Here is a 17,552-nt window from a genome sequence, read left to right on the forward strand (position 1 = left end):
AGGACCGCCTCGATGGGCCGTGATCCGCTCGCCGATCAGGAGGCCGCGTCGGCGATCGCCTCCGTCGCCGGAACGACCATGGTTTCCGCCTGCGCCGCTTCCTCCCAGGCTTGCATCGACGGCAGCGACAGCACCGCCGTCATGTACGCCTGCGCGACCTCGTCCACCGCCACCCCGTACGTCCGGAAGCGGGTCACCACGGGCGCGTACATCGCATCGGCGATGGTGAAGGAACCGAACAGGAACGGCCCCCCCGCGCCGAACTGCGCTCGGCACGACCGAAAGCTCTCCTGGATCCGGTCCACGTGCACCAGGGCCGCCGCTGGCACCTGGAAGTTCGCCACCCGCCGCCGGATGTTCATCGGCATCGCAGCCCGCAGCTCGGCGAACCCCGCCGCCATCTCCGCGCTCACTGCCCGCGCCACCGCCCGAGCCGCCCGCTCCTCCGGCCAGAGGCGCGCCTCGGGGAACAGCTCGGCCACGTACTCGCAGATCGCAAGCGACTCCCAGATCAACAGGTCTCCGTGCCGCAGCGCCGGCACCTTCCCTGACGGTGAGTGACGCCGGATCACGTCACGGATCGGCTCCTCGGGGTTCCCCAGCGCGATGAGGACCTCCTCGAAATCGACCCCCGCCGCCTTCAGCGCGAGCCAGGGCCGAAGCGACCACGACGAGTAGTTCTTGTTCCCGATGAAGAGCGTGAAGTCAGCCATCGGTCCGAAATTACCAGAGCCCTGCAAGGCCGTCAGGGCACGTACTCGTGCGCTCCCACGTCGGGCAGGCTGATCCCGTCCAGATTCCCGTCGACCGGCCGCGGCACCCCTCGGTTGTCCACCGGGGGTGCGTGCGCGGGATCCGCCGCGTCGATGGCCGCGCTCCCGGGCGCGAGGAGCAAGCTCCCACCGGCCACGTCGAGGAAGGGATCACTCGCGGGCAGCAGGTTCCCGCTCATCACATCCGGCTGCGTCCCGCGCAGAGGGTTCGCGTTCGTCCTCCAGTACAGGTTGTTCGCCACCACCACGCGCGGAAAGAGCCCGGCCACACCGTTCACCCAGACGGCATTCGCCCTGTCGCCGCTCACCCCCTGCGGCACGACGAACGAGTTGTTCCTCACCTCGATCGACGACGCGGCCGCGTCTGCCGCCGTCAAGGCCAGGCACTTCGACGTGTAGACCCCTTCGTAATCCGTCCGGTAGAACTCGTTGTTCACGATGGTCGCTTTCACCCGGGTGCCCGCGGGCGAGGTGACCGCTCCGCACGTCCCCGAACCCGTCTGGTTCACCAGGTACTCGATCGGATCGAAGATGGAGTCTCCGGGCCCCGGCATGAAGCGGTTCCGCTCCGCCACGAGCTCGTGCGACACCGCGGTCGCTGGCAGCCCACCGACCACCCGGAATCCCCGGCCCCCTGCGCACAGCGAGTCGCGGAGCACGATCTGCACCCCACCACCGAACGTCTCGAGCGTCGCGCAGTACATCGTGCCGTTGAGCTGCGTCGTCGACCTGAGCTCCACCCGCTCCGCCGTCAGCGCCAGCGTCCCACCGGCGAGAGCGGCGGACGATGCGCACGCAGGCTGGTTCACCGGACAGGTCGTCAGCGCCCCGCCCGCACTCGACACCACGCGCAGATCCCGGATGCTCGTCGGCGTCGGATCGGCATCCCCGAGGGCGCGCACCGACACGTTCCCCTGGATCTCCGTGCTCGGCCCGTACCCTTGCAAGGACACGTGCGGCCGCATCGCCACATCGCCCGCGTACTGCCCGGGCCTCACGCACACCACGCCAGGGGATGGCGCCGCCGCGATCGCTTCCGCGATCGTCGCGTGATCGTCGGGCACCCGGACATCGCACACCACACAGTCCAGGTCCTCGGGCGCCGAGCACCCCGCAGGACAGCAACCGTCCCCGCTCACGCAGGCGGTGACGGGCGCCGCGGCACAGACCACATCGCACGTCTCCGGGCTGCCCGAGAGCACCTCCTCGGTGCACGCGTCTCCGTCGTCCGGACAGGTCGCCGGGCAATCCCCATCGCAGGTCTCCCCCCCCTCCACCACCCCATCGCCGCACACGGCTGCGGTGCCACCGGCGCCCCCCTGCGCCCCGGCTCCCCCCGCACCGCCCTGCGCCCCGGCTCCCCCCGTGCCCCCCTGAGCCCCGGCCCCACCAGCGCCCCCCTGCGCTCCTCCTCCACCAGCCCCGCCCTGACCGTTCGTCGTCCCCCCTCCGCCTGGCCCCGTTCCGTCTTCCTCGCCACCACAGGCAAAGAAGGCCGCCGAGACCACGGCCACGAGCCCCCAGAGGGCGGACCCCCTCCTCCCTCGGGCGAGCGTGACGAGCGACGAAGACCCAGACAATCCAAGCAACCCGACCATGGCGGTGCAGGGTAGTGACGAAGAGGGAACCCTGTCGAGCTGAAGCGCTCCTTCAACCCGTCACGGCATCCCGCCCGACCCTCCGTCCAGCGAGAGCCCAGCCGCCAGATCCAGCGACACCAGCGCCTCCTTCGTCACCTTCGGCGCCAGCACCTCCAGCGTCTTCTGCGCCAGCTTCCCGAACGCCTCGCGCGGCTGCACATCGTGCTCGGCGAGCCCCACGGCGAACGGCTTCACCGTCCTGATCACCGCGTTCACCGGCATGTTCCCCTGGAACCGGAACGTCACGGCGAGCTCCACGGACTTCATCACCTTCCGCTGGTGCAGCAGAAACTCCCCCGTCACCTTCAGGTTCACGCGCCGCTCCGACCCGCTCCGCTTCCCCAGATCGGTCTCTCCTTCCACCTCGACCAGCCGGATCGCGAACTGTGCCTTCGCGTTCTTCTCCCGGACCTCGGCCGGCGTGTCCGGTGAGATCTCCAGCCACGTCAGCGCGTGCTCGTTCTGCTTCTCGCTCTTCGACTCCGCGCCGAACGCCCCATCCGCTCCGGCCACGGTCTGGAACAGCTCCAGCTTCCCGAGATCCACCGTGACCAGCCCCGTCGTCTTCGTCAGATCCGACGGATCTACCAGCAGCTCCCCCCCGGCCGCCCCGCTCACCCGCCCCCGGATCTTCTCCTTCGGCGCATCCATGAGGAACTCGACCTTGCTGCTCGGCGCATCCACGGCGAACCGCAGCACGCTCGGCGCGGCCGGCTTCGACGCCTCCAGGCTCGTCGCCTCCGGTGCCAGCGGAGCCTTCTCCCCCTCGCAACCGATCCCCCAGGTCGCCCCCATGACCAGGAGCCCGGCGACGACCAGCGCCCTCGATCCACCCATCGTTCCCATCCTGTCCGCCTCGATGTGCTCAGCCTTCACCGCGAACTCCGCGCAGCATCGCACCGCATGATGGCGCCGCCGTCGACGGGTTCTCCACGATCATCCACTGGAAGGACATGCTGGCCGGAGCGCAGCCAGACAGATCTGCCGCTCCGACCGCACCCCATCGAAGAGGCGCAGCCTGTCGATCAGCCCATGAAACCGATCCGCACCAGGATCGTCCCCTCCCACCACGATCGGACGGTTGTGCTCCTGAGGCAGGGCACCCACCGGCGCAGTGGCCACCCGGGCACCGTCGATGTAAAGCCTCCCCTCGTTCCCGTCGTACATGCACGCCACGTACGACCACGCCGCCCCTCGAAGCGCTTGCGGGCTGGACCGGAGCACCCCCCCCATCTGGGGAAGGTGGCAGTCCACAATCCCGTCCTCGTTGACGAACAAACCGAAACGCAAATCGCTATCGACGAGCCCCATCCGCTGCCCCGGTGCCGGCAGCGCTGCGGGTTGGACCCATAGCTCCACCGTCAGGAGGGTGAAGTCGATCGACGGGTTGTAGTCGATGCGCGCATAGCTCCCGCCGTCCATCCGCAAGGCCTTACCGCCCCTCCCGGGCTCGAACCGCGCATTCCGGACGTCCACCAGGTGATTCCCCCTGCCCGAGCGGTCCTCGATCCTTCCCGGCCCCGAGACGCTATCGCCGCCCCCGTGGAACCCATCATCGAACGGGTGACAGGCGACCAGCGTCGGATCATTCGCGTCACAGAAGGGCCCCTCGATGGGCGCATCGCCTCCCGCACCGCCATCACCGCCTCCGCCTTCCTCGCCAGCGCCAGCGCCTCCCGTCCCGCCTCCGGCGCCACCCATCCCGTTCGACGGCTGCTCCCCCGAGGGCGACATCGCCCGCGGCCCGGTCCCGTCCACATCCAGCACGCAGGCCCCGATCAGCAAACCGAGCGCGAACACTGACGCACCGCCGCACCGCCTCATGCGCACAAATTATCCCACGCGCACCACGACCGATAGAGCGCTCACCTCACCCGCCTGGCCATCGTCCAGTGACACCAACATTCTCTTCCCCGCGCTCGCTCCCCGCCCGCGCCATGGCGCAGCTGACGCCCTTCGGTCGAGTGCGCCGGAAGCCGGGCCCTCCCGCACAGCGTGACCGAGTGGCAGGGGGCCCACCGTCAGGCACGACGTGTGTATCGACAGGATTCAACCAGGCTGGCTGCGCTCTAGCGGCTCAGTGAAAGGAAGCATGGAACAGGTACAGGTCACCTTCCGCAACATGTCGACCTCGGACGCCCTCGAGAAGCTCGCGAGGGAGAAGGCCGACAAACTCCAGCGCCTCTTCCCCCGCATCACGAGCTGCCACGTGGTGGTCGAGACGACCGCCAACAGGACTGCGAAGGGGAATGTGTGCCACGTGCGCATCGACGTCTCGGCCCCTGGCGCCGAGCTCGCCGCCCACCATGAACCCCCTCCGCACACCTTCGATGACGCCTACTCGGCCATGCGCACGGCGTTCGACATGATGCGTCGACAGCTGGAGCAGCACTTCGACAAGCTCCGCGGCGACGTCAAGACACACGGGGAACCTCTGCCGGGCTTCGAGGCCACCTACGAACCCGCGCAGGGCAAGGAAGGCCCCCACAAGACGAAGACCGCGCCCGTCCACTGAAGCGCGGAACGCCGCTCCCCGGCCTCCTGGGGCCGGGGGGCACCCGCGCGGCGCCCGGGTAGCTCTGCGGGCCGTTCACGCCCCGACGCCAGAGGAGCACGCCTCAGCGGCGGAACTCGGGCTGATCGAGCACCCGGAGCCAGGTCCCGTCCGCCTGACGACGGGCCACCTGGGCGCGCGCTCCCGCGTCGTCCCGGGGGCGCACCGTGCGCGTCACCGTGGCCGGCGCCGCCATCCTCCCGCACGCCCGCGCCGCGCTCGCCGTGCGCCGGGATCACCCCCTCGCGGGCAAGAAATCCATCTCCCTCGCCGCGCTGCTCGAGCCCCCCTCGTCTGCCTCACCCGCGGCGCCGGCATCCGCACCGCCTTCGACGACGCCTGCGCCAGCCGCGGCCTCCGGCCTCACGTCCCCTTCGGAGCGAGCGCGCCCGACACCGTTGCCGCCCTCGCGATCCGCGGCCTCGGCGTGGCCCTCCTCGCCGAATCCATGGCCCGCCAGCACCGCGCCGAGCTGCACGCCCTTCGCATCACCGACCCGGAGCCTCGCGCGCAGTTCGGCCTCTTCTGGCGAGCAGGACAGACGACCAACCCGGCCGCCCACGCCCTCCTCGGCTACGCACGCGACACCTTCACGCGACCTCGCTGACTTCCCGAGACCTCGCCGATCATTGGCGACGAAGCGCCACCTCCACGCGCACGATCCCCCCATCGCGACCCGACACGCTGCGCTCCTCACGAGCCAGCACCTGCGCTGAACGCACCCGGAAAACCCGGCACATCCTGTGCCCAGCGCAGGGGGCATGAAAACTTCCTCCACGATTGCGCTTGCCCTGCTCCTTGGCCTCTTCAGCGCCGCGTGCGAGGACGACCGCAGCAACACCACGGGTACGGGAACGACCAGCGACCCCACGAGCAGCAACGGCGCCGGAGGCGCGGGCGCGTCGGGAGGTGCGGGTGGCGCCGGTGGCACCGGTGGCGACGGCACCGCGTGCGACACGCTCCCGACCGACGGCCTCTATGCCACCTTCGTGATCACCGGCGAGCAAACTTATCACGCCTCGATCACCAACCCCGATGGTGTGCAGGAAGCGCTCGCGCTGTGGGCTGGAGAGGCGACCGCCAGCATCCCCATCGGCAACCTCGTCTGCGAGCCCGCGCCGTGGAACTGCGGCTGGAGCTGGCATCAGGACCCTGCCACCGTCCGGCTCGCCGAGATGACGATCGAACTCTGCGACGGCACCCCCAGGCTGGTCGAAGCCGGGTGCGCAGACTTCGGAGGCGGCCAGTTCTGCCCGTGGCTGGCGGAACTCACCCAGCTGCGCGACTGCCGCACCGACACCGCTTGCCCCCTCGTCCCCCGCTGAACCACCGCCCACCGCCCTTCCCCACACGCCCGCGCCTCGTCCGATGGCGCCTCACTCGACGCACACGCCCCTCGTGGGCAATGCATGTCGCCCATTCTCGCCCCGAAGCGAATGCATCGTACGAGCCGTCCCGCGGCCGCTCGACGCCTCGTGATAGCGTGGTCTGCCATGACATTGCTCCCTCGGCTGGACGACATCGAAGACATTCGCCAACTCAAAGCCCAGTATGCGGTGCGCGCCGACGCCGTGTTCCGCACGCCGGGGAGCGCCACCGCCGCAGCGCTCGGCGAGCTGTTCACCAATGACGCCATCCTCGATCTCGGCCCCTTCGGCCGCTACGAAGGCAAGCCCGCCCTCCTCAATGCCTTCGAGAACATCCTCCCCCAGAGCACGATCTGGAGCATCCATTACATCGTCAACCCGATCATCACCGTCCAGGGACACCAGGCGCAGGGGAGCTGGTACTTCTTGATCTTCGCCCAGGCGAATGCCACCCCCCGTCCCCCTGCGGCCCCGATCTACGGCGGCTACAACGACAAGTACAAGAAGTCCGGCAATACATGGCGCATTGCCGAATCCATCTCCTTCTTCACGCAGCCGCTCCCCTGACCTCGCGCCTCATGCACCGAAGCGCGGCGCTCGCCTCCCCTCCCCCTGGACTCCCCCGCTTCACCCCGCCGACGGCGGCGGCACCCCCAGCGGCTCCGCGGCGAGCTTCCCGGCCACGCGTTGCAGCAGCGTCGACAGCAGCGCCTTCTCCTCCTCGCTGAACCCCTCGGTCAGTTCCTGCTCCAAGGCGATGAGCGCCGCCCTCGCCTTCGGCAGCCGAGCGCGCGCCTTCCGCGTGAGGCTGACCAGACTCCCGCGCCGATCCTCCGGGTTGAGCACGCGCTGCACCACCCCGTCGCGCTCCATCCGGCCGAGCATCTCCGCCATGGTCGGCTGCTCCACCCTCGCCCAGCGGGCGAGATCCTTCTGCGACATCGACCCTCCGTCACCGAGCGCGTGCAGCACCGGCATCTGGCTCATCCCGAAGCCGAGAGGCCGCAGCAGCCCCTCCTGCTGGCGCAAGAGCGCCCGCGAGGCGACGTTGATCCAGAACGAGACCGTGGACTCCGGCTCCCAGTCGTGCGGCGCTCCATCCTCTTGCATAGGCCCCTATATTAAATTACATCGGCCCCTATGCAAAAGACGAAAACGATCGGCATCGTCGGCGGAGGGCCTGGAGGACTCACCCTCGCGCGGGTCCTCGCCACCCGGGGCATCGTCTCCACGGTCTTCGAGCGTGACCCGCACCCCCTCGCGCGTCCCCAGGGGGGCTCGCTGGATCTCCACACCGACTCCGGGCAGCGCGCCCTGCGCGAGGCTGGACTCGAAGCGCAGTTCAGGGCCGTCGCCCGGTACGACGACCAGGGCGACGCCATCTACGATCACCACGGCAAGCTCCACTTCGCGAACACCGACGCCGCGAGCGGAGACCGACCGGAGATCGACCGCACCCAGCTCCGCGCTCTCCTCCTCGACAGCCTCCCCGACGGCACGGTTCGCTGGGACAGCCGCGTCACCGCCATCACCCAGGTCCCGGGCGGTCGCCACTGCGTCGAGCAAGACGGCACCTCCCTCGGCGAGTTCGACCTCGTGGTCGGCGCCGACGGCGCGTGGTCCCGGGTCCGACCGCTCTTGTCCAGCCACATGCCGACCTACACCGGGGTCCTCTGCATCGAGCTGTGCATCGACGACCTCGACGCCCGCCACCCGGCGCTCGCAGCGCTCGTCCCCCACGGCAAGATCTCGGTGGTCGGCGACTGCCGAGGCCTCATCGCCCAGCGCAGCAGCAACCACCACCTCCGCGTCTACGTCATGTTCCGCATCCCCGAGGCGCAGCTCCAGGGGCTCATCGATCCTGCACATCCCGCACGCGCCCGCGCCCAGCTCGAGGGCATGCTCCCTGGCTGGGCGCCATCGATGCTCGCGTTCATCGACGCCGCGAACGACACCATCCACGTGCGCCCCCTCGTCGCACTGCCCGTCGGGCACCGCTGGGCGCACCGCCCTGGCATCACCTTGCTCGGCGACGCCGCCCACGTCATGCCGCCCTTCTCGGGCGAAGGCGTGAACATGGCCATACTCGATGGCCTGGAGCTCGCGCTGGCGCTCGCGGGCAGCGCCGAGAAAGATTCCGATGAAAACGACTGGAATCACGCCGTGGTCCGTTACGAAGCGGCGATGTTCGAGCGCGCCGCCGCCGCTTCTGCAGGCGCCATGGAGGGCCTCGGCTTCGTTTCGGAGCGAGGCCTCTCGCACGTCCTCGAGACCTTCAGCGCGCTCCATGGCGCGGCGATCCGCGATCCCGCGCTGCAGACGGGCTCCGTACCGACGAGACCGTGCGCTGCCCCCTCACCCTGGCGGTGACATGCCCTCGACATCGAGTTCGGCGAACTCCTGGCGACACGATCGATCCCTGGTGCGCGCCGTCACGCACCATCGCCGGTTCTTGGTCAGCGTGTTGGCCCGATGTACTGTCCGCGCATGGAACACCTGTTCCTCACCCTCGCGCTGACCGTCCCCTGGGCCGGGTTCTTCGTGTTCCTCTTCTGGCTCTTCATGAAGCGTCACCAGGCGGTCGCTACCTGGGAGAACTCACCGGACGGCATGCTGTACCGCGAGGCGCTCGGGTCGTATTTGCTCGCCAAGGCCCGCCTCGAACACGCCGCGCTGGTGCCGAGCCCTCCCTCGATCCGCGCCTCGTACCACGGCGTGATGGTGGGACGGCGCATCCAGCGCCGCTTCACGCAAGAGCCTCGGCAGCAGGTGCAGATGCGCGTGCAGATGATCCTCGTCGGTGGCCATCACCTCACCAGCGAAGGCACCGTCACCGTACCCGTCGCCGAACTCGGCGACCTCGTACCGGGGCACCTCTTCAGCGTGCTCTACGATCCTCGCGATCCGCGCCGCTTCTACATCGACACCCTGCGTCGTCAGCACATCGTGCTGGATGGCGTCATCCACCGCACCCGCATGGCCGAGGAGCAGCTTCGCACTGCCCAGGCATTCCATCAGCCCGCCCCCCCACAAGGTCAACCGCAGACGCCGTGGTAGACGCACCAGGCTGGGCATCAGCGATACCCGCCCGGGTGCGCGGGTATCGCTGATGCCCGCCCGGGTGCGCGCCGTCACGCCTCCAGGCGGTGCTTGGTCACCCTGTGGGCTCGGTGTACCGTCTGCGCATGGAACGCCTGTTCCTCAAAGAACTCTTCATCGCAGCCCTCTGGGGAGCGCTCTTCCTGACCGTCGTCGGGATCGTCTTGCTCATCGCGTACGGCATCAGATTCTTCCAGAAGCGCCAGCAGGTGATCACCACCTGGGAGCGCTCACCGGACGGCCTGCTGTACCGCGAGGCGCATGGGTCGTGGTTGCTCGCCAAGGCCCGCCTCGAACACGCCGCGCCGCTGCCAGTCCCCCCCGTGGTCCGCGCCTGGGAGTACAAGGAGAGGAGTGGACGGTACGTCCAGCACCGCTACACGGAGATGCCTTGTCAGCAGGTGCAGATGCGCGTGCAGATGCTCCTCGTCGGTGGCCAGCAGCTCACCAGCGAAGGCGTCGTCACCGTACCCGTCGCCGAGCTCGGCGACCTCGTGCCGGGGCACATCTTCAGCGTGCTCTACGATCCGAACGACCCGCGCCGCTTCTACATCGACACCCTGCGCCGCCAGAACATCATGATGGACGGCCCCATCCACCGCACCCGCGTCGCCGAGGAGCAACTCCGCGCCGCCCAGGCGTTCCATCAGCCCGCCCCCCCACAAGGTCAACCGCCGGCACCGTGGTAGACGCACCACGACGGCACGACGGACAGGACCTCACCTCGCCCCGCGAACGATCGACCTCCGAGATGTGCCATCAGGCGCCGCCGGCGAGGCTTGGTCCCCCCACCCACGCGATGTAGCGTCGTCGCATGTCGCCGACGCTGCCGGTGGCTTTACAGGTCTGCATCATGGTGTTCGCGATGATCGGCGGACTCCATGTCGGTGCCCTCTCGAGACGCGTCCAGAGGGTCAACGCCTGGAAGGCCTCACCGGATGGCAAGATCTACCGCGAGGCCTCCGCATCGTGGTTGCTCGCCCAGGGCCGGATCGAACACCTCGCGCCCGTGAAGTACTACGTCATCCCATCGTCGCCACGCCGTCCGGTTCACATGGCGACCGAGGATCGCCCTTGTTAGGTTGCGGCCCGATGGAGAACGACGCCGCACCGCACTCCACGCCGCCCGAAGCGTGGCCCCGGGCCCGCCACCTCGCGCTCGCGCTCCTCCGTCCTCTCGGCCGGTTCCTCCACGTCCAGGCCGCCAGCGGCATCGTGCTGCTCCTCGCGTCCCTCGTGGCGCTCGCGTGGGCCAACTCCCCCTGGGCCGCGTCGTACGAGCACCTCTGGCACACGCCGATCCGCGTCGGCGCGGGCGCGCTCGTCTTCGAGCAACCGCTGCACTTCTGGATCAACGACGGCCTGATGACGGTCTTCTTCTTCGTCGTCGGCCTGGAGATCCGCCGCGAGATCCACGAAGGCGAGCTGGCCGATCTCCGGCGCGCCGCCTTGCCCATCGTCGCGGCGCTCGGCGGCATGGCCGCCCCGGCGCTGATCTACCTCGCGGTGAACCCCGAGCTGCCCGGGCGCAACGGCTGGGGCGTCCCCACGGCCACGGACATCGCCTTCGCCGTCGGCGTCCTCGCGCTGCTCGGCAAGCGCGTCCCTTCCGCACTGCGCGTCCTGCTCCTGGCCCTCGCCATCATCGACGACATCGGCGCCATCCTGGTGATCGCGCTCTTCTACACCTCCGGCGTCCTCTGGAGCGGCCTCCTGCTCGCGGGCGCAGGCGCCCTCCTCGTCCTCGGCATGCAGCGCTTCGGCGTCCGCTCCCCGTGGGCCTACGTCGCTCCTGGTGCCGTGATCTGGTGGGGCATGCTGAAGTCGGGCGTACACCCCACCCTCGCAGGCGTGGTCCTCGGCCTGCTCACCCCCGCGCGCCCCTGGTTCGGCCAGGAGGGGTTCCTCTCCGTCGCCAAGCAGAGCGTCAGCGACTTCGAGCGCATCGCCAGCTCCAGCGCGCAGGACCTGCACCTGCTCATGGCGCCCCTCGTCCGCCTCGATCAGGCCCGCCGCGAGGCCCTCCCCCCCGTCGTCCGGCTGCAAGCCTTCCTCCACCCGTACGTCGCGTTCGGCATCATGCCCCTCTTCGCCCTCGCCAACGCCGGCGTCGACGTGCGCGGCGTCTCCTTCGAGGCCTCGGGCGTCTCGCTGGTCATGGTCGGCGTGGTCGCTGGCCTCGTCGTCGGCAAGCCCCTCGGCATCGTCACCGCGAGCTGGCTCTCCGTGAAGCTCGGCCTCGCCGCCTTCCCGCGCGGCGTGAAGGTCCCCGGCGTGCTCGTCGTCGGTTGCGTCGCCGGCATCGGCTTCACCATGGCCATCTTCGTGGCCGGGCTCGCGTTCGACAGACCCGAGCTGCTGGGCGCCGCGAAGCTCGCCGTGCTGCTCGCCTCGCTGACGTCGGCCGTGATCGGGCTCCTGGCGGGGCGGCTGATCTTGCCGGCGCATCAAGCGCCCGACGTCGCCGCAACCACCCCCGACGACGCCGAACGCTCGAACGAGTACTGATCCCCGCGCGGGCCTCGACGGGGATGGCGTCACGACGATCGGGGGTCCAACGACATCGACGATCCAGGTATGCTCGCCCCACGGTGGGAGGGGATCACGACCAGGAGTTCTCGCGCACGGCGACGACTGGTCGAGGACGCCTCCGCATCAACACGCATCAGCGAACGAAACGAGAGTCGATGCTCATCACGCAGACCCAGCTGGCAGCCTTATCGGAGCACGCAAAACATGAATTCGAAGAGGACCTCACACGACAGTTGATGGAGCGGCACCCATGGCGACGATTCGAGGGCATCGCCGAGGCATTACGCTTCGTTCATGACGAGACGCAGCGCGCGGTCGCCCATCGGATCACCGCGAAACCATCGATCGAGAACTACGTCACGGCCTCCTGGCTGCTGGGCGCCTCGGTCGACACCCACGGCGCCGAGATCCATGCCATCGTGAGCGACCTCGAACTGGCGCAGCATCATCGCTCCTTGAAGGCGCTCGACTACGCCCACCAGCACCGAGGCGCCCCCCATGAGTGACTATGGTGACGTGGTCGAGGCGTGCCTGAAGCGAGAGTACGTCATCGTCGTCGGAGCGGAGGACTACTACGATCGCGCTGGAAACAAGATGATGTTCATGGCGCATGCCGTGCGTTACGTGCGGCTGTACGCGAGACGTTTCGACATCACGACGGTCCTCTACTTCCGGGGCAGTGCGCACACGACGGCACAGACGAATGCTCTCGAGACGTCGGTCCGCAAATACGGGGGAACGCCGAAGCCCGTCCGACAATGGAGCGACGTCGCTGCCCACATCAATACGAAACGAGTGAACGGATGCGCGAAGCGAGTGCAGGTGCTCATCTTCTTCGCGCATGGCTCACCTGGCCAGATATGGCTGTCCGCCAGCGAGAAGCTCTTTCTCACAGCGGCCGAGGTTGCCAGGGTGGATGCCAGCTCGTTCGTCCCCAAGGACGACACCAACCCTCGTTATTCGTATCGGCACGTGACTTCCTGGGCATGCCAGACAGCGAACGCCGGCAACACGGGAAGCGCGGAAGACAACCTGAAGGCAAGCCTCGCCCAGACCATGGCGAATACCTGGGACATCGAGGTATACGCCTCCATCACCCAGACCGATTATACAAAGACATGGGCTGGCTGGCATCCCCTGGACACGAATGCCGATCGACACCACATCGACAATGCGGTCTGGGAAGAAGACGGTGCTGACGGCAGCGTCAGGTCGGGAACCGGCAGCGACCAGGGCACCATGCCCAGCGGCATGTATGTGCTTCGCCCGGGCCAGACGTCCGGCTACAGAACCAGGAGTCTCGATTGACGAGGCTCACGCCGAGGCATGCGTCGAGAATCGCACGGGTCGCGATCATCCTGGGCACCCTCATCACAATCGTGATCATAACGGGCAGAGGTCGTCAGATGCAGCACGAGCGACGAGGTGGGTTTCAGTGGAAACCCTTCGAACCTGAAACTCTCGACCGATTCATCGAGCAAGGAGAGGAGGCGAAGAACACCGCGACCCGGCGCACCTCCGTCGAGATGGCGATCCACCCGCAGCACGAAGACCCAAAGCTCGACGAGAGCTGGCTCTTCATCGAGACCCGAGACGCCACGTCCGAGACCGTTCTCTACGCCGGACCATTCACGCGCAAAATCATGCGAAGCGACGTCCCCCATGCCCACGAGTCGACGAGTCTCTTCCTGTGGGCATTTCATCGAGATTCGGGGACCTTCCTCTCCTGGAAGAGCCTCGAAAGCTGGCCCGTGTTCACAGGGAAGCCGATGATCCTCGATCTCTATGACGAATACCGTGACGACGCCGGGGGGTGGTTCCGTCTCCGCTCGGCCGCCGACTGAGGCCGAGGAAGCGCCCCACGCCGGGCGCAGCGCGCTCACGGCGACGGCGCGCGCTGACGGGCTGCGCTGCGGTACCTCTGCGGAGCGCTCCCCGTGACCCGCTTGAACGCCGTGCTGAACGAGCTCTCCGACGCATACCCCAGCGACTCCGCCACCCGCGCCACCGGCGCGTCGCTGTCCCGCAGCGCGCGCTCTGCCAACCGCATTCGCCATTCGGTGAGATAGGCCAGCGGCGCGACTCCCGCGACCGCCTTGAAGTGAAGGGCGAACGACGTCCTCGACATCGCCGAAGCCCTGGCCAGCTCGTCGAGGTGCCAGGCGCGCGCAGGCTCCCCGTGCATCAAGCGCAGCGCCGGCGCGAGGCGAGGATCGCTGAGCGCCCGCAGCCGCCCCGCCCCCTGCTCACCCCCCGCATTCCCCGGCTCCCCCAGGCCGCTCAGGTACACCCGGAGCGCATGCAGGAACATCAGCTGCGCGATCTGCGTCGCCGCGAACTCCGAGCCCGCGCTGCCTCCGCGGTGCTCCTGCACCAGCCGATCGATCAACCACCGCAGCGGCCGGGCCTCGTCGGACGCCGCGCGGATGTGGATGCGCGGCGGCAGCTCGTCGAGCAGCAGCCGACCGCTCGTCGGGTCCAGCGCCACGTGCCCCCCGAGCAGCGAGAACATCTCCCCCTCCCCGACCCGACCGACCCGCAGGCCAGGGTCCGCGAACAGCAGCTCGGCGTCGACCGGCGGCACATCCAGCGCGCTCCCGATCACGAACGGCCGCTGTGCCAGAAGCAGCAGCACGTCCCCCTCTGCCAGCAAGCTCGGCGCCTTCTGCCCCTCCAGGGTCAACCAGCACGTGCCACGCATCAGCACGAAGAACTTCAGCTTCTGCGGCGGCGGAAAGCGCACCGCCCACCGCCCACCGGCCACGAGCCCACCCGACACCACGGTCTGCGCCCGCATCAGCGCGAGCACTTCGGAGAGAGGATCCTGGAGCACGGCTGAACTCCCGCGAAGATTTCCGGTACGGCGCAGCATTCTCCGTTCAACCGCGCGCGTCCAGGATCCCTTCACCGTTTGCCCTTCTGGAGGATCGACATGCGCACCCCTCAAGCTCCCATCCCTTCCGGTTTCGACGCCTTCACCACCGCCGCCGACGTCCTCCGCGGCGTGGACCTGCGGGACAAGACCGCGATCGTCACCGGCGGCTACTCCGGCCTTGGCCGCGAGACCGTCCGCGTCCTCCTGCTCGCAGGCGCCCGGGTGATCGTCCCGACCCGTGACGTCCCGCGGGCCAAGGCCGCCCTCGCCCACATCGACGGCGCCGACGTCCAGCCCATGGACCTGCTCGACCCCGCCTCCATCGACGCCTTCGCCGCCCGCTTCCTCGCGACCGAGCAGCCCCTCCACCTCCTCGTGAACAGCGCCGGGATCATGGCGCTGCCCGAGCTGACCCGCGACGCACGCGGCTTCGAGGCGCAGTTCGCCACGAACCACCTCGGTCACGTCCAGCTCGTCGCGAAGCTCTGGCCGGCCCTCTGCCGCGCCCAGGGCGCCCGCGTCGTGTCCGTGTCCTCCCTGGGCCACCGCTTCTCGCCCGTGGTCTTCGACGACCTGCACTACCAGCGCCGCCCGTACGATCCCTTCGGCGCCTACGGACAGTCGAAGACGGCGAACATCCTGTTCGCGGTGGCCCTGGACGAGCGCGGCAAAGACCACGGCGTCCGCGCATTCTCCCTCCACCCTGGCAGCATCGTGGGCACGGGCCTCGACCGCCACGTCCCCATCGCGGCCCTCGAGGCCGTCGGCATGCTGGATGCGGACGGCAAGCCCATCATCGCCCCGACGAAGGGCTTCAAGACCGTGGAGCAAGGCGCCGCGACGCAGGTCTGGTGCGCGACGAGCCCGCAGCTCGCCGGCAAGGGCGGCGTGTACTGCGAGAACGTGGACATCGCCCCGCTGCGCGTCGTGCCCCCCGGCACCACCTTCGCGATCCGCGACGCCAGCATCATCACCGGCGTCCTGGACTACGCCGTGGACCCCGAAGCCGCCGCCCACCTGTGGGAGGTGAGCCGTGCGCTGCTGGGCCTCGGCGACCTGGAGGCGTAGCGCTCCCGCCTGGGGGCGCGGCCCTCCGAGCGACATTCACGAGGTCCCGCCCCTCTCCTGCTGCCTCTCGCCCCGACCCGCCCCGACCCGACCCGACCGAGCACCCTTCGAGGACCGCTCCTCTCATGACACCGCGTTCGTGCCATCCACCTGCGTGCGGCGTGACGTGGTGCTGGCTCGCGTATCCGGCGAGGCAGGTCCTTGCAGGAGATGTTCCACTCGACGCCTCACGTTCGCCATGATCGTCCCGACGAGACGGACACGACGCGCCCCGGCCCACGGCATCGCGCTGGCAGCAGGAGGTCACGCGCTGAAGAGGCATGCCAGCGTGGGGGTGGTTGCCCCACGCCGGCGCGTCATGGCTCCCTACATGCCGAGAATCACAGAGGTTCGAGTCGTGAAAGGCGCTTCCGTGGTGAGGGTTCGGGTTGTCGTGTCGCCGGACGCGCTTCGCTGGGCAGGGACTGCGCTTCCCTGAATCGTATGTTTGATCTACGTGCCAGCGAATCCGCTTCACGTGCCAGCGAACGAACTTCACTGGACGGTGAATCCGCTTCACGTGTCAGCGAATCCGCTTCGCGTGCCAGCGAATCCGCTTCACGTGTCAGCGAATCCGCTTCGCGTGCCAGCGAACGAACTTCGCTTGGCAGTGAACCACGTTCACGTGACAGGGAACGTCCCTTATCCCACCCTGTGCGCAGGCATGCCTCAGGGAATGCTGGTTCACGTGACGTCGAACGTGCTTCACGTGGCAGTGAATGAACTTCGCTTGGCAGGCAACGCCGTTCACGTGCCGTCGAACGAACTTCGCTTGGCAGGCAACGCCGTTCACGTGACGTCGAACGAATTTCCCTCGGCAGCGAACCGCATTCACGTGACAGGCTGTTCGCCCCATCCTCCCTCCTGCGCGAGCCTGCCTCACTGGTGTCGATTCACGTCTCAGCGAATGAATTTCGCTGAGCAGCGATCGGCCTTTCACGTGCCGTCGAATGGATTTCGCCTGGCAGTCAATGCGCTTCGCGTGCCGTCGAACGAATTTCGCGTGCCGTCGAACGAATTTCGCGTGCCGTCGAACGAATTTCGCCGAAGGGCAAACGCGCTTCACGTGCCAGCAAGCACACTTCTGGAGCTGTCGAACGTCCGTCCATCGACAACGGTCCAGAAGCGACGCCACGCCCCTTCCACCCATCGCCCAGAAAGCGCTGGCGGCAAGGCGGCAGACGCTGACCGGATGGGAGATGACCACGACGCTCGGATCCCGCGCCTCGGGTGCGACGGGAGGCCCTCCGCGGTACGCCTGCGCGCTCGACCGCCGCGGTAGAGGACGCGCGCGTCGTCTACCGTGCTTCGGCGCTCCATGGTCCCCGGGCGTCCGAAATCCAGGCTGCGTCAGTCTGCGCATGGAGGTGATGGGAGCCCGTTCCCAAAGCCTGCAGGCCGTCGCACCAACGCTCGAGCGGCTCGATGCCCTTCAGCTCAGACGGCGCAATGGCCGCCGCCGACGTGAGCGTGGACGGCCAGATGCGTGATGGCCATCGGCGGCATGCACGAGGGCAATCAGGGAGCGCGATGGCCATCCTGCCGTGCGAGCGCCCCTGGCGAAGGCACGCACGACGCGGCGGCGCTTTGTCGTCATCGTGCGAT

At 68.5% G+C, this 17,552-nt stretch carries 19 protein-coding genes and 1 pseudogene; 13 read left to right on the forward strand and 7 right to left on the reverse strand.

Annotated features, from left to right (window positions below; all coding sequences use genetic code 11):
- Positions 1–35: 35 nt before the first annotated feature.
- The 4 genes from CMC5_RS24305 to CMC5_RS24320 form a co-directional block, all read right to left on the reverse strand.
- Positions 36–713 (reverse strand): glutathione S-transferase family protein, encoded by a 678-nt coding sequence (locus CMC5_RS24305; RefSeq protein ID WP_050432665.1) that lies wholly within the window; start codon positions 711–713, stop codon positions 36–38.
- A 32-nt stretch (positions 714–745) separates the two neighbouring features.
- Positions 746–2,287 carry a choice-of-anchor Q domain-containing protein gene (locus tag CMC5_RS24310; protein WP_050432666.1) on the reverse strand — a complete coding sequence of 514 codons (1,542 nt, stop codon included), beginning with the start codon at positions 2,285–2,287 and terminating at the stop codon, positions 746–748.
- A gap of 144 nt (positions 2,288–2,431) precedes the next feature.
- Positions 2,432–3,250, reverse strand: a complete 819-nt coding sequence (locus CMC5_RS24315; protein WP_156338842.1) for a hypothetical protein — start codon at positions 3,248–3,250, stop codon at positions 2,432–2,434.
- A 99-nt stretch (positions 3,251–3,349) separates the two neighbouring features.
- A complete protein-coding gene (locus CMC5_RS24320) occupies positions 3,350–4,237 on the reverse strand; it encodes a LamG domain-containing protein (RefSeq protein ID WP_082362750.1) in 888 nt (295 codons plus the stop codon).
- A gap of 268 nt (positions 4,238–4,505) precedes the next feature.
- Here CMC5_RS24320 and CMC5_RS24325 point away from each other — a divergent pair, with 268 nt between their 5' ends.
- Entirely contained in the window at positions 4,506–4,928 is a 423-nt protein-coding gene (locus CMC5_RS24325) for an HPF/RaiA family ribosome-associated protein (RefSeq protein WP_050432668.1), read from the forward strand.
- A gap of 103 nt (positions 4,929–5,031) precedes the next feature.
- Here CMC5_RS24325 and CMC5_RS48650 read toward each other — a convergent pair.
- A pseudogene (locus CMC5_RS48650) lies at positions 5,032–5,127 on the reverse strand (DUF4440 domain-containing protein); the annotation flags it as partial.
- A 96-nt stretch (positions 5,128–5,223) separates the two neighbouring features.
- Between CMC5_RS48650 and CMC5_RS49215 the strand changes: the two are divergent.
- The 3 genes from CMC5_RS49215 to CMC5_RS24345 all read left to right on the forward strand — a co-directional run bounded on the left by CMC5_RS49215 (position 5,224) and on the right by CMC5_RS24345 (position 6,901).
- The gene (locus tag CMC5_RS49215; RefSeq protein ID WP_425394841.1) at positions 5,224–5,574 is read left to right on the forward strand and encodes a LysR family transcriptional regulator substrate-binding protein; all 351 of its coding nucleotides are present in this window, start codon (positions 5,224–5,226) and stop codon (positions 5,572–5,574) included.
- A gap of 154 nt (positions 5,575–5,728) precedes the next feature.
- Positions 5,729–6,292, forward strand: a complete 564-nt coding sequence (locus CMC5_RS24340; RefSeq protein ID WP_050432670.1) for a BP74-related protein — start codon at positions 5,729–5,731, stop codon at positions 6,290–6,292.
- Positions 6,293–6,460: 168 nt separating this feature from the next.
- Positions 6,461–6,901 (forward strand): nuclear transport factor 2 family protein, encoded by a 441-nt coding sequence (locus CMC5_RS24345; protein ID WP_050432671.1) that lies wholly within the window; start codon positions 6,461–6,463, stop codon positions 6,899–6,901.
- A 60-nt stretch (positions 6,902–6,961) separates the two neighbouring features.
- Here the strand turns inward: CMC5_RS24345 and CMC5_RS24350 are convergent, their stop codons facing one another.
- Positions 6,962–7,444, reverse strand: coding sequence for a MarR family winged helix-turn-helix transcriptional regulator (locus CMC5_RS24350; protein WP_050432672.1), 483 nt, complete (start codon positions 7,442–7,444; stop codon positions 6,962–6,964).
- A gap of 30 nt (positions 7,445–7,474) precedes the next feature.
- Between CMC5_RS24350 and CMC5_RS24355 the strand changes: the two genes are divergently transcribed.
- The 8 genes from CMC5_RS24355 (at position 7,475) to CMC5_RS24390 (ending at position 13,809) form a co-directional block, all read left to right on the forward strand.
- Positions 7,475–8,704 carry an FAD-dependent oxidoreductase gene (locus CMC5_RS24355; protein WP_063796339.1) on the forward strand — a complete coding sequence of 410 codons (1,230 nt, stop codon included), beginning with the start codon at positions 7,475–7,477 and terminating at the stop codon, positions 8,702–8,704.
- 117 nt (positions 8,705–8,821) lie between these two features.
- Positions 8,822–9,391 (forward strand): hypothetical protein, encoded by a 570-nt coding sequence (locus tag CMC5_RS24360; protein ID WP_050432673.1) that lies wholly within the window; start codon positions 8,822–8,824, stop codon positions 9,389–9,391.
- 128 nt (positions 9,392–9,519) lie between these two features.
- Entirely contained in the window at positions 9,520–10,122 is a 603-nt protein-coding gene (locus CMC5_RS24365) for a hypothetical protein (protein ID WP_156338844.1), read from the forward strand.
- Between the two features lie 125 nt (positions 10,123–10,247).
- The gene (locus tag CMC5_RS24370) at positions 10,248–10,514 is read left to right on the forward strand and encodes a hypothetical protein (protein ID WP_050432675.1); all 267 of its coding nucleotides are present in this window, start codon (positions 10,248–10,250) and stop codon (positions 10,512–10,514) included.
- An 11-nt stretch (positions 10,515–10,525) separates the two neighbouring features.
- Positions 10,526–11,941, forward strand: coding sequence for a Na+/H+ antiporter NhaA (gene nhaA / locus CMC5_RS24375; protein WP_050432676.1), 1,416 nt, complete (start codon positions 10,526–10,528; stop codon positions 11,939–11,941).
- A gap of 179 nt (positions 11,942–12,120) precedes the next feature.
- Positions 12,121–12,471, forward strand: coding sequence for a hypothetical protein (locus CMC5_RS24380; RefSeq protein ID WP_156338845.1), 351 nt, complete (start codon positions 12,121–12,123; stop codon positions 12,469–12,471).
- Between the two features lie 10 nt (positions 12,472–12,481).
- Positions 12,482–13,273, forward strand: coding sequence for a hypothetical protein (locus CMC5_RS24385; RefSeq protein WP_156338846.1), 792 nt, complete (start codon positions 12,482–12,484; stop codon positions 13,271–13,273).
- Positions 13,270–13,809 (forward strand): hypothetical protein, encoded by a 540-nt coding sequence (locus CMC5_RS24390; RefSeq protein ID WP_156338847.1) that lies wholly within the window; start codon positions 13,270–13,272, stop codon positions 13,807–13,809. The genes CMC5_RS24385 and CMC5_RS24390 overlap by 4 nt, the downstream gene beginning before the upstream one ends.
- A 35-nt stretch (positions 13,810–13,844) precedes the next feature.
- On the opposite strand, the gene CMC5_RS24395 is transcribed toward CMC5_RS24390, so the two are convergent.
- Entirely contained in the window at positions 13,845–14,798 is a 954-nt protein-coding gene (locus tag CMC5_RS24395; RefSeq protein ID WP_156338848.1) for an AraC family transcriptional regulator, read from the reverse strand.
- 99 nt (positions 14,799–14,897) lie between these two features.
- Here CMC5_RS24395 and CMC5_RS24400 point away from each other — a divergent pair, with 99 nt between their 5' ends.
- Positions 14,898–15,908 (forward strand): SDR family NAD(P)-dependent oxidoreductase, encoded by a 1,011-nt coding sequence (locus CMC5_RS24400; RefSeq protein WP_050432681.1) that lies wholly within the window; start codon positions 14,898–14,900, stop codon positions 15,906–15,908.
- Positions 15,909–17,552: the final 1,644 nt, after the last annotated feature.

The organism is Chondromyces crocatus (genome assembly GCF_001189295.1).
GTDB lineage: Bacteria > Myxococcota_A > Polyangia > Polyangiales > Polyangiaceae > Chondromyces > Chondromyces crocatus.

What these genes read in the sequence shown, in the direction of transcription:
- CMC5_RS24305 (WP_050432665.1), bottom strand. Translation starts at nt 713, where the DNA reads ATGGCTGACTTCACGCTCTTCATCGGGAACAAGAACTACTCGTCGTGG.
- CMC5_RS24315 (WP_156338842.1), bottom strand. Translation starts at nt 3,250, where the DNA reads ATGGGTGGATCGAGGGCGCTGGTCGTCGCCGGGCTCCTGGTCATGGGG.
- CMC5_RS24320 (WP_082362750.1), bottom strand. Translation starts at nt 4,237, where the DNA reads ATGAGGCGGTGCGGCGGTGCGTCAGTGTTCGCGCTCGGTTTGCTGATC.
- CMC5_RS24325 (WP_050432668.1), top strand. Translation starts at nt 4,506, where the DNA reads ATGGAACAGGTACAGGTCACCTTCCGCAACATGTCGACCTCGGACGCC.
- CMC5_RS24340 (WP_050432670.1), top strand. Translation starts at nt 5,729, where the DNA reads ATGAAAACTTCCTCCACGATTGCGCTTGCCCTGCTCCTTGGCCTCTTC.
- CMC5_RS24345 (WP_050432671.1), top strand. Translation starts at nt 6,461, where the DNA reads ATGACATTGCTCCCTCGGCTGGACGACATCGAAGACATTCGCCAACTC.
- CMC5_RS24350 (WP_050432672.1), bottom strand. Translation starts at nt 7,444, where the DNA reads ATGCAAGAGGATGGAGCGCCGCACGACTGGGAGCCGGAGTCCACGGTC.
- CMC5_RS24355 (WP_063796339.1), top strand. Translation starts at nt 7,475, where the DNA reads ATGCAAAAGACGAAAACGATCGGCATCGTCGGCGGAGGGCCTGGAGGA.
- CMC5_RS24360 (WP_050432673.1), top strand. Translation starts at nt 8,822, where the DNA reads ATGGAACACCTGTTCCTCACCCTCGCGCTGACCGTCCCCTGGGCCGGG.
- CMC5_RS24365 (WP_156338844.1), top strand. Translation starts at nt 9,520, where the DNA reads ATGGAACGCCTGTTCCTCAAAGAACTCTTCATCGCAGCCCTCTGGGGA.
- CMC5_RS24370 (WP_050432675.1), top strand. Translation starts at nt 10,248, where the DNA reads ATGTCGCCGACGCTGCCGGTGGCTTTACAGGTCTGCATCATGGTGTTC.
- nhaA (WP_050432676.1), top strand. Translation starts at nt 10,526, where the DNA reads ATGGAGAACGACGCCGCACCGCACTCCACGCCGCCCGAAGCGTGGCCC.
- CMC5_RS24380 (WP_156338845.1), top strand. Translation starts at nt 12,121, where the DNA reads ATGCTCATCACGCAGACCCAGCTGGCAGCCTTATCGGAGCACGCAAAA.
- CMC5_RS24400 (WP_050432681.1), top strand. Translation starts at nt 14,898, where the DNA reads ATGCGCACCCCTCAAGCTCCCATCCCTTCCGGTTTCGACGCCTTCACC.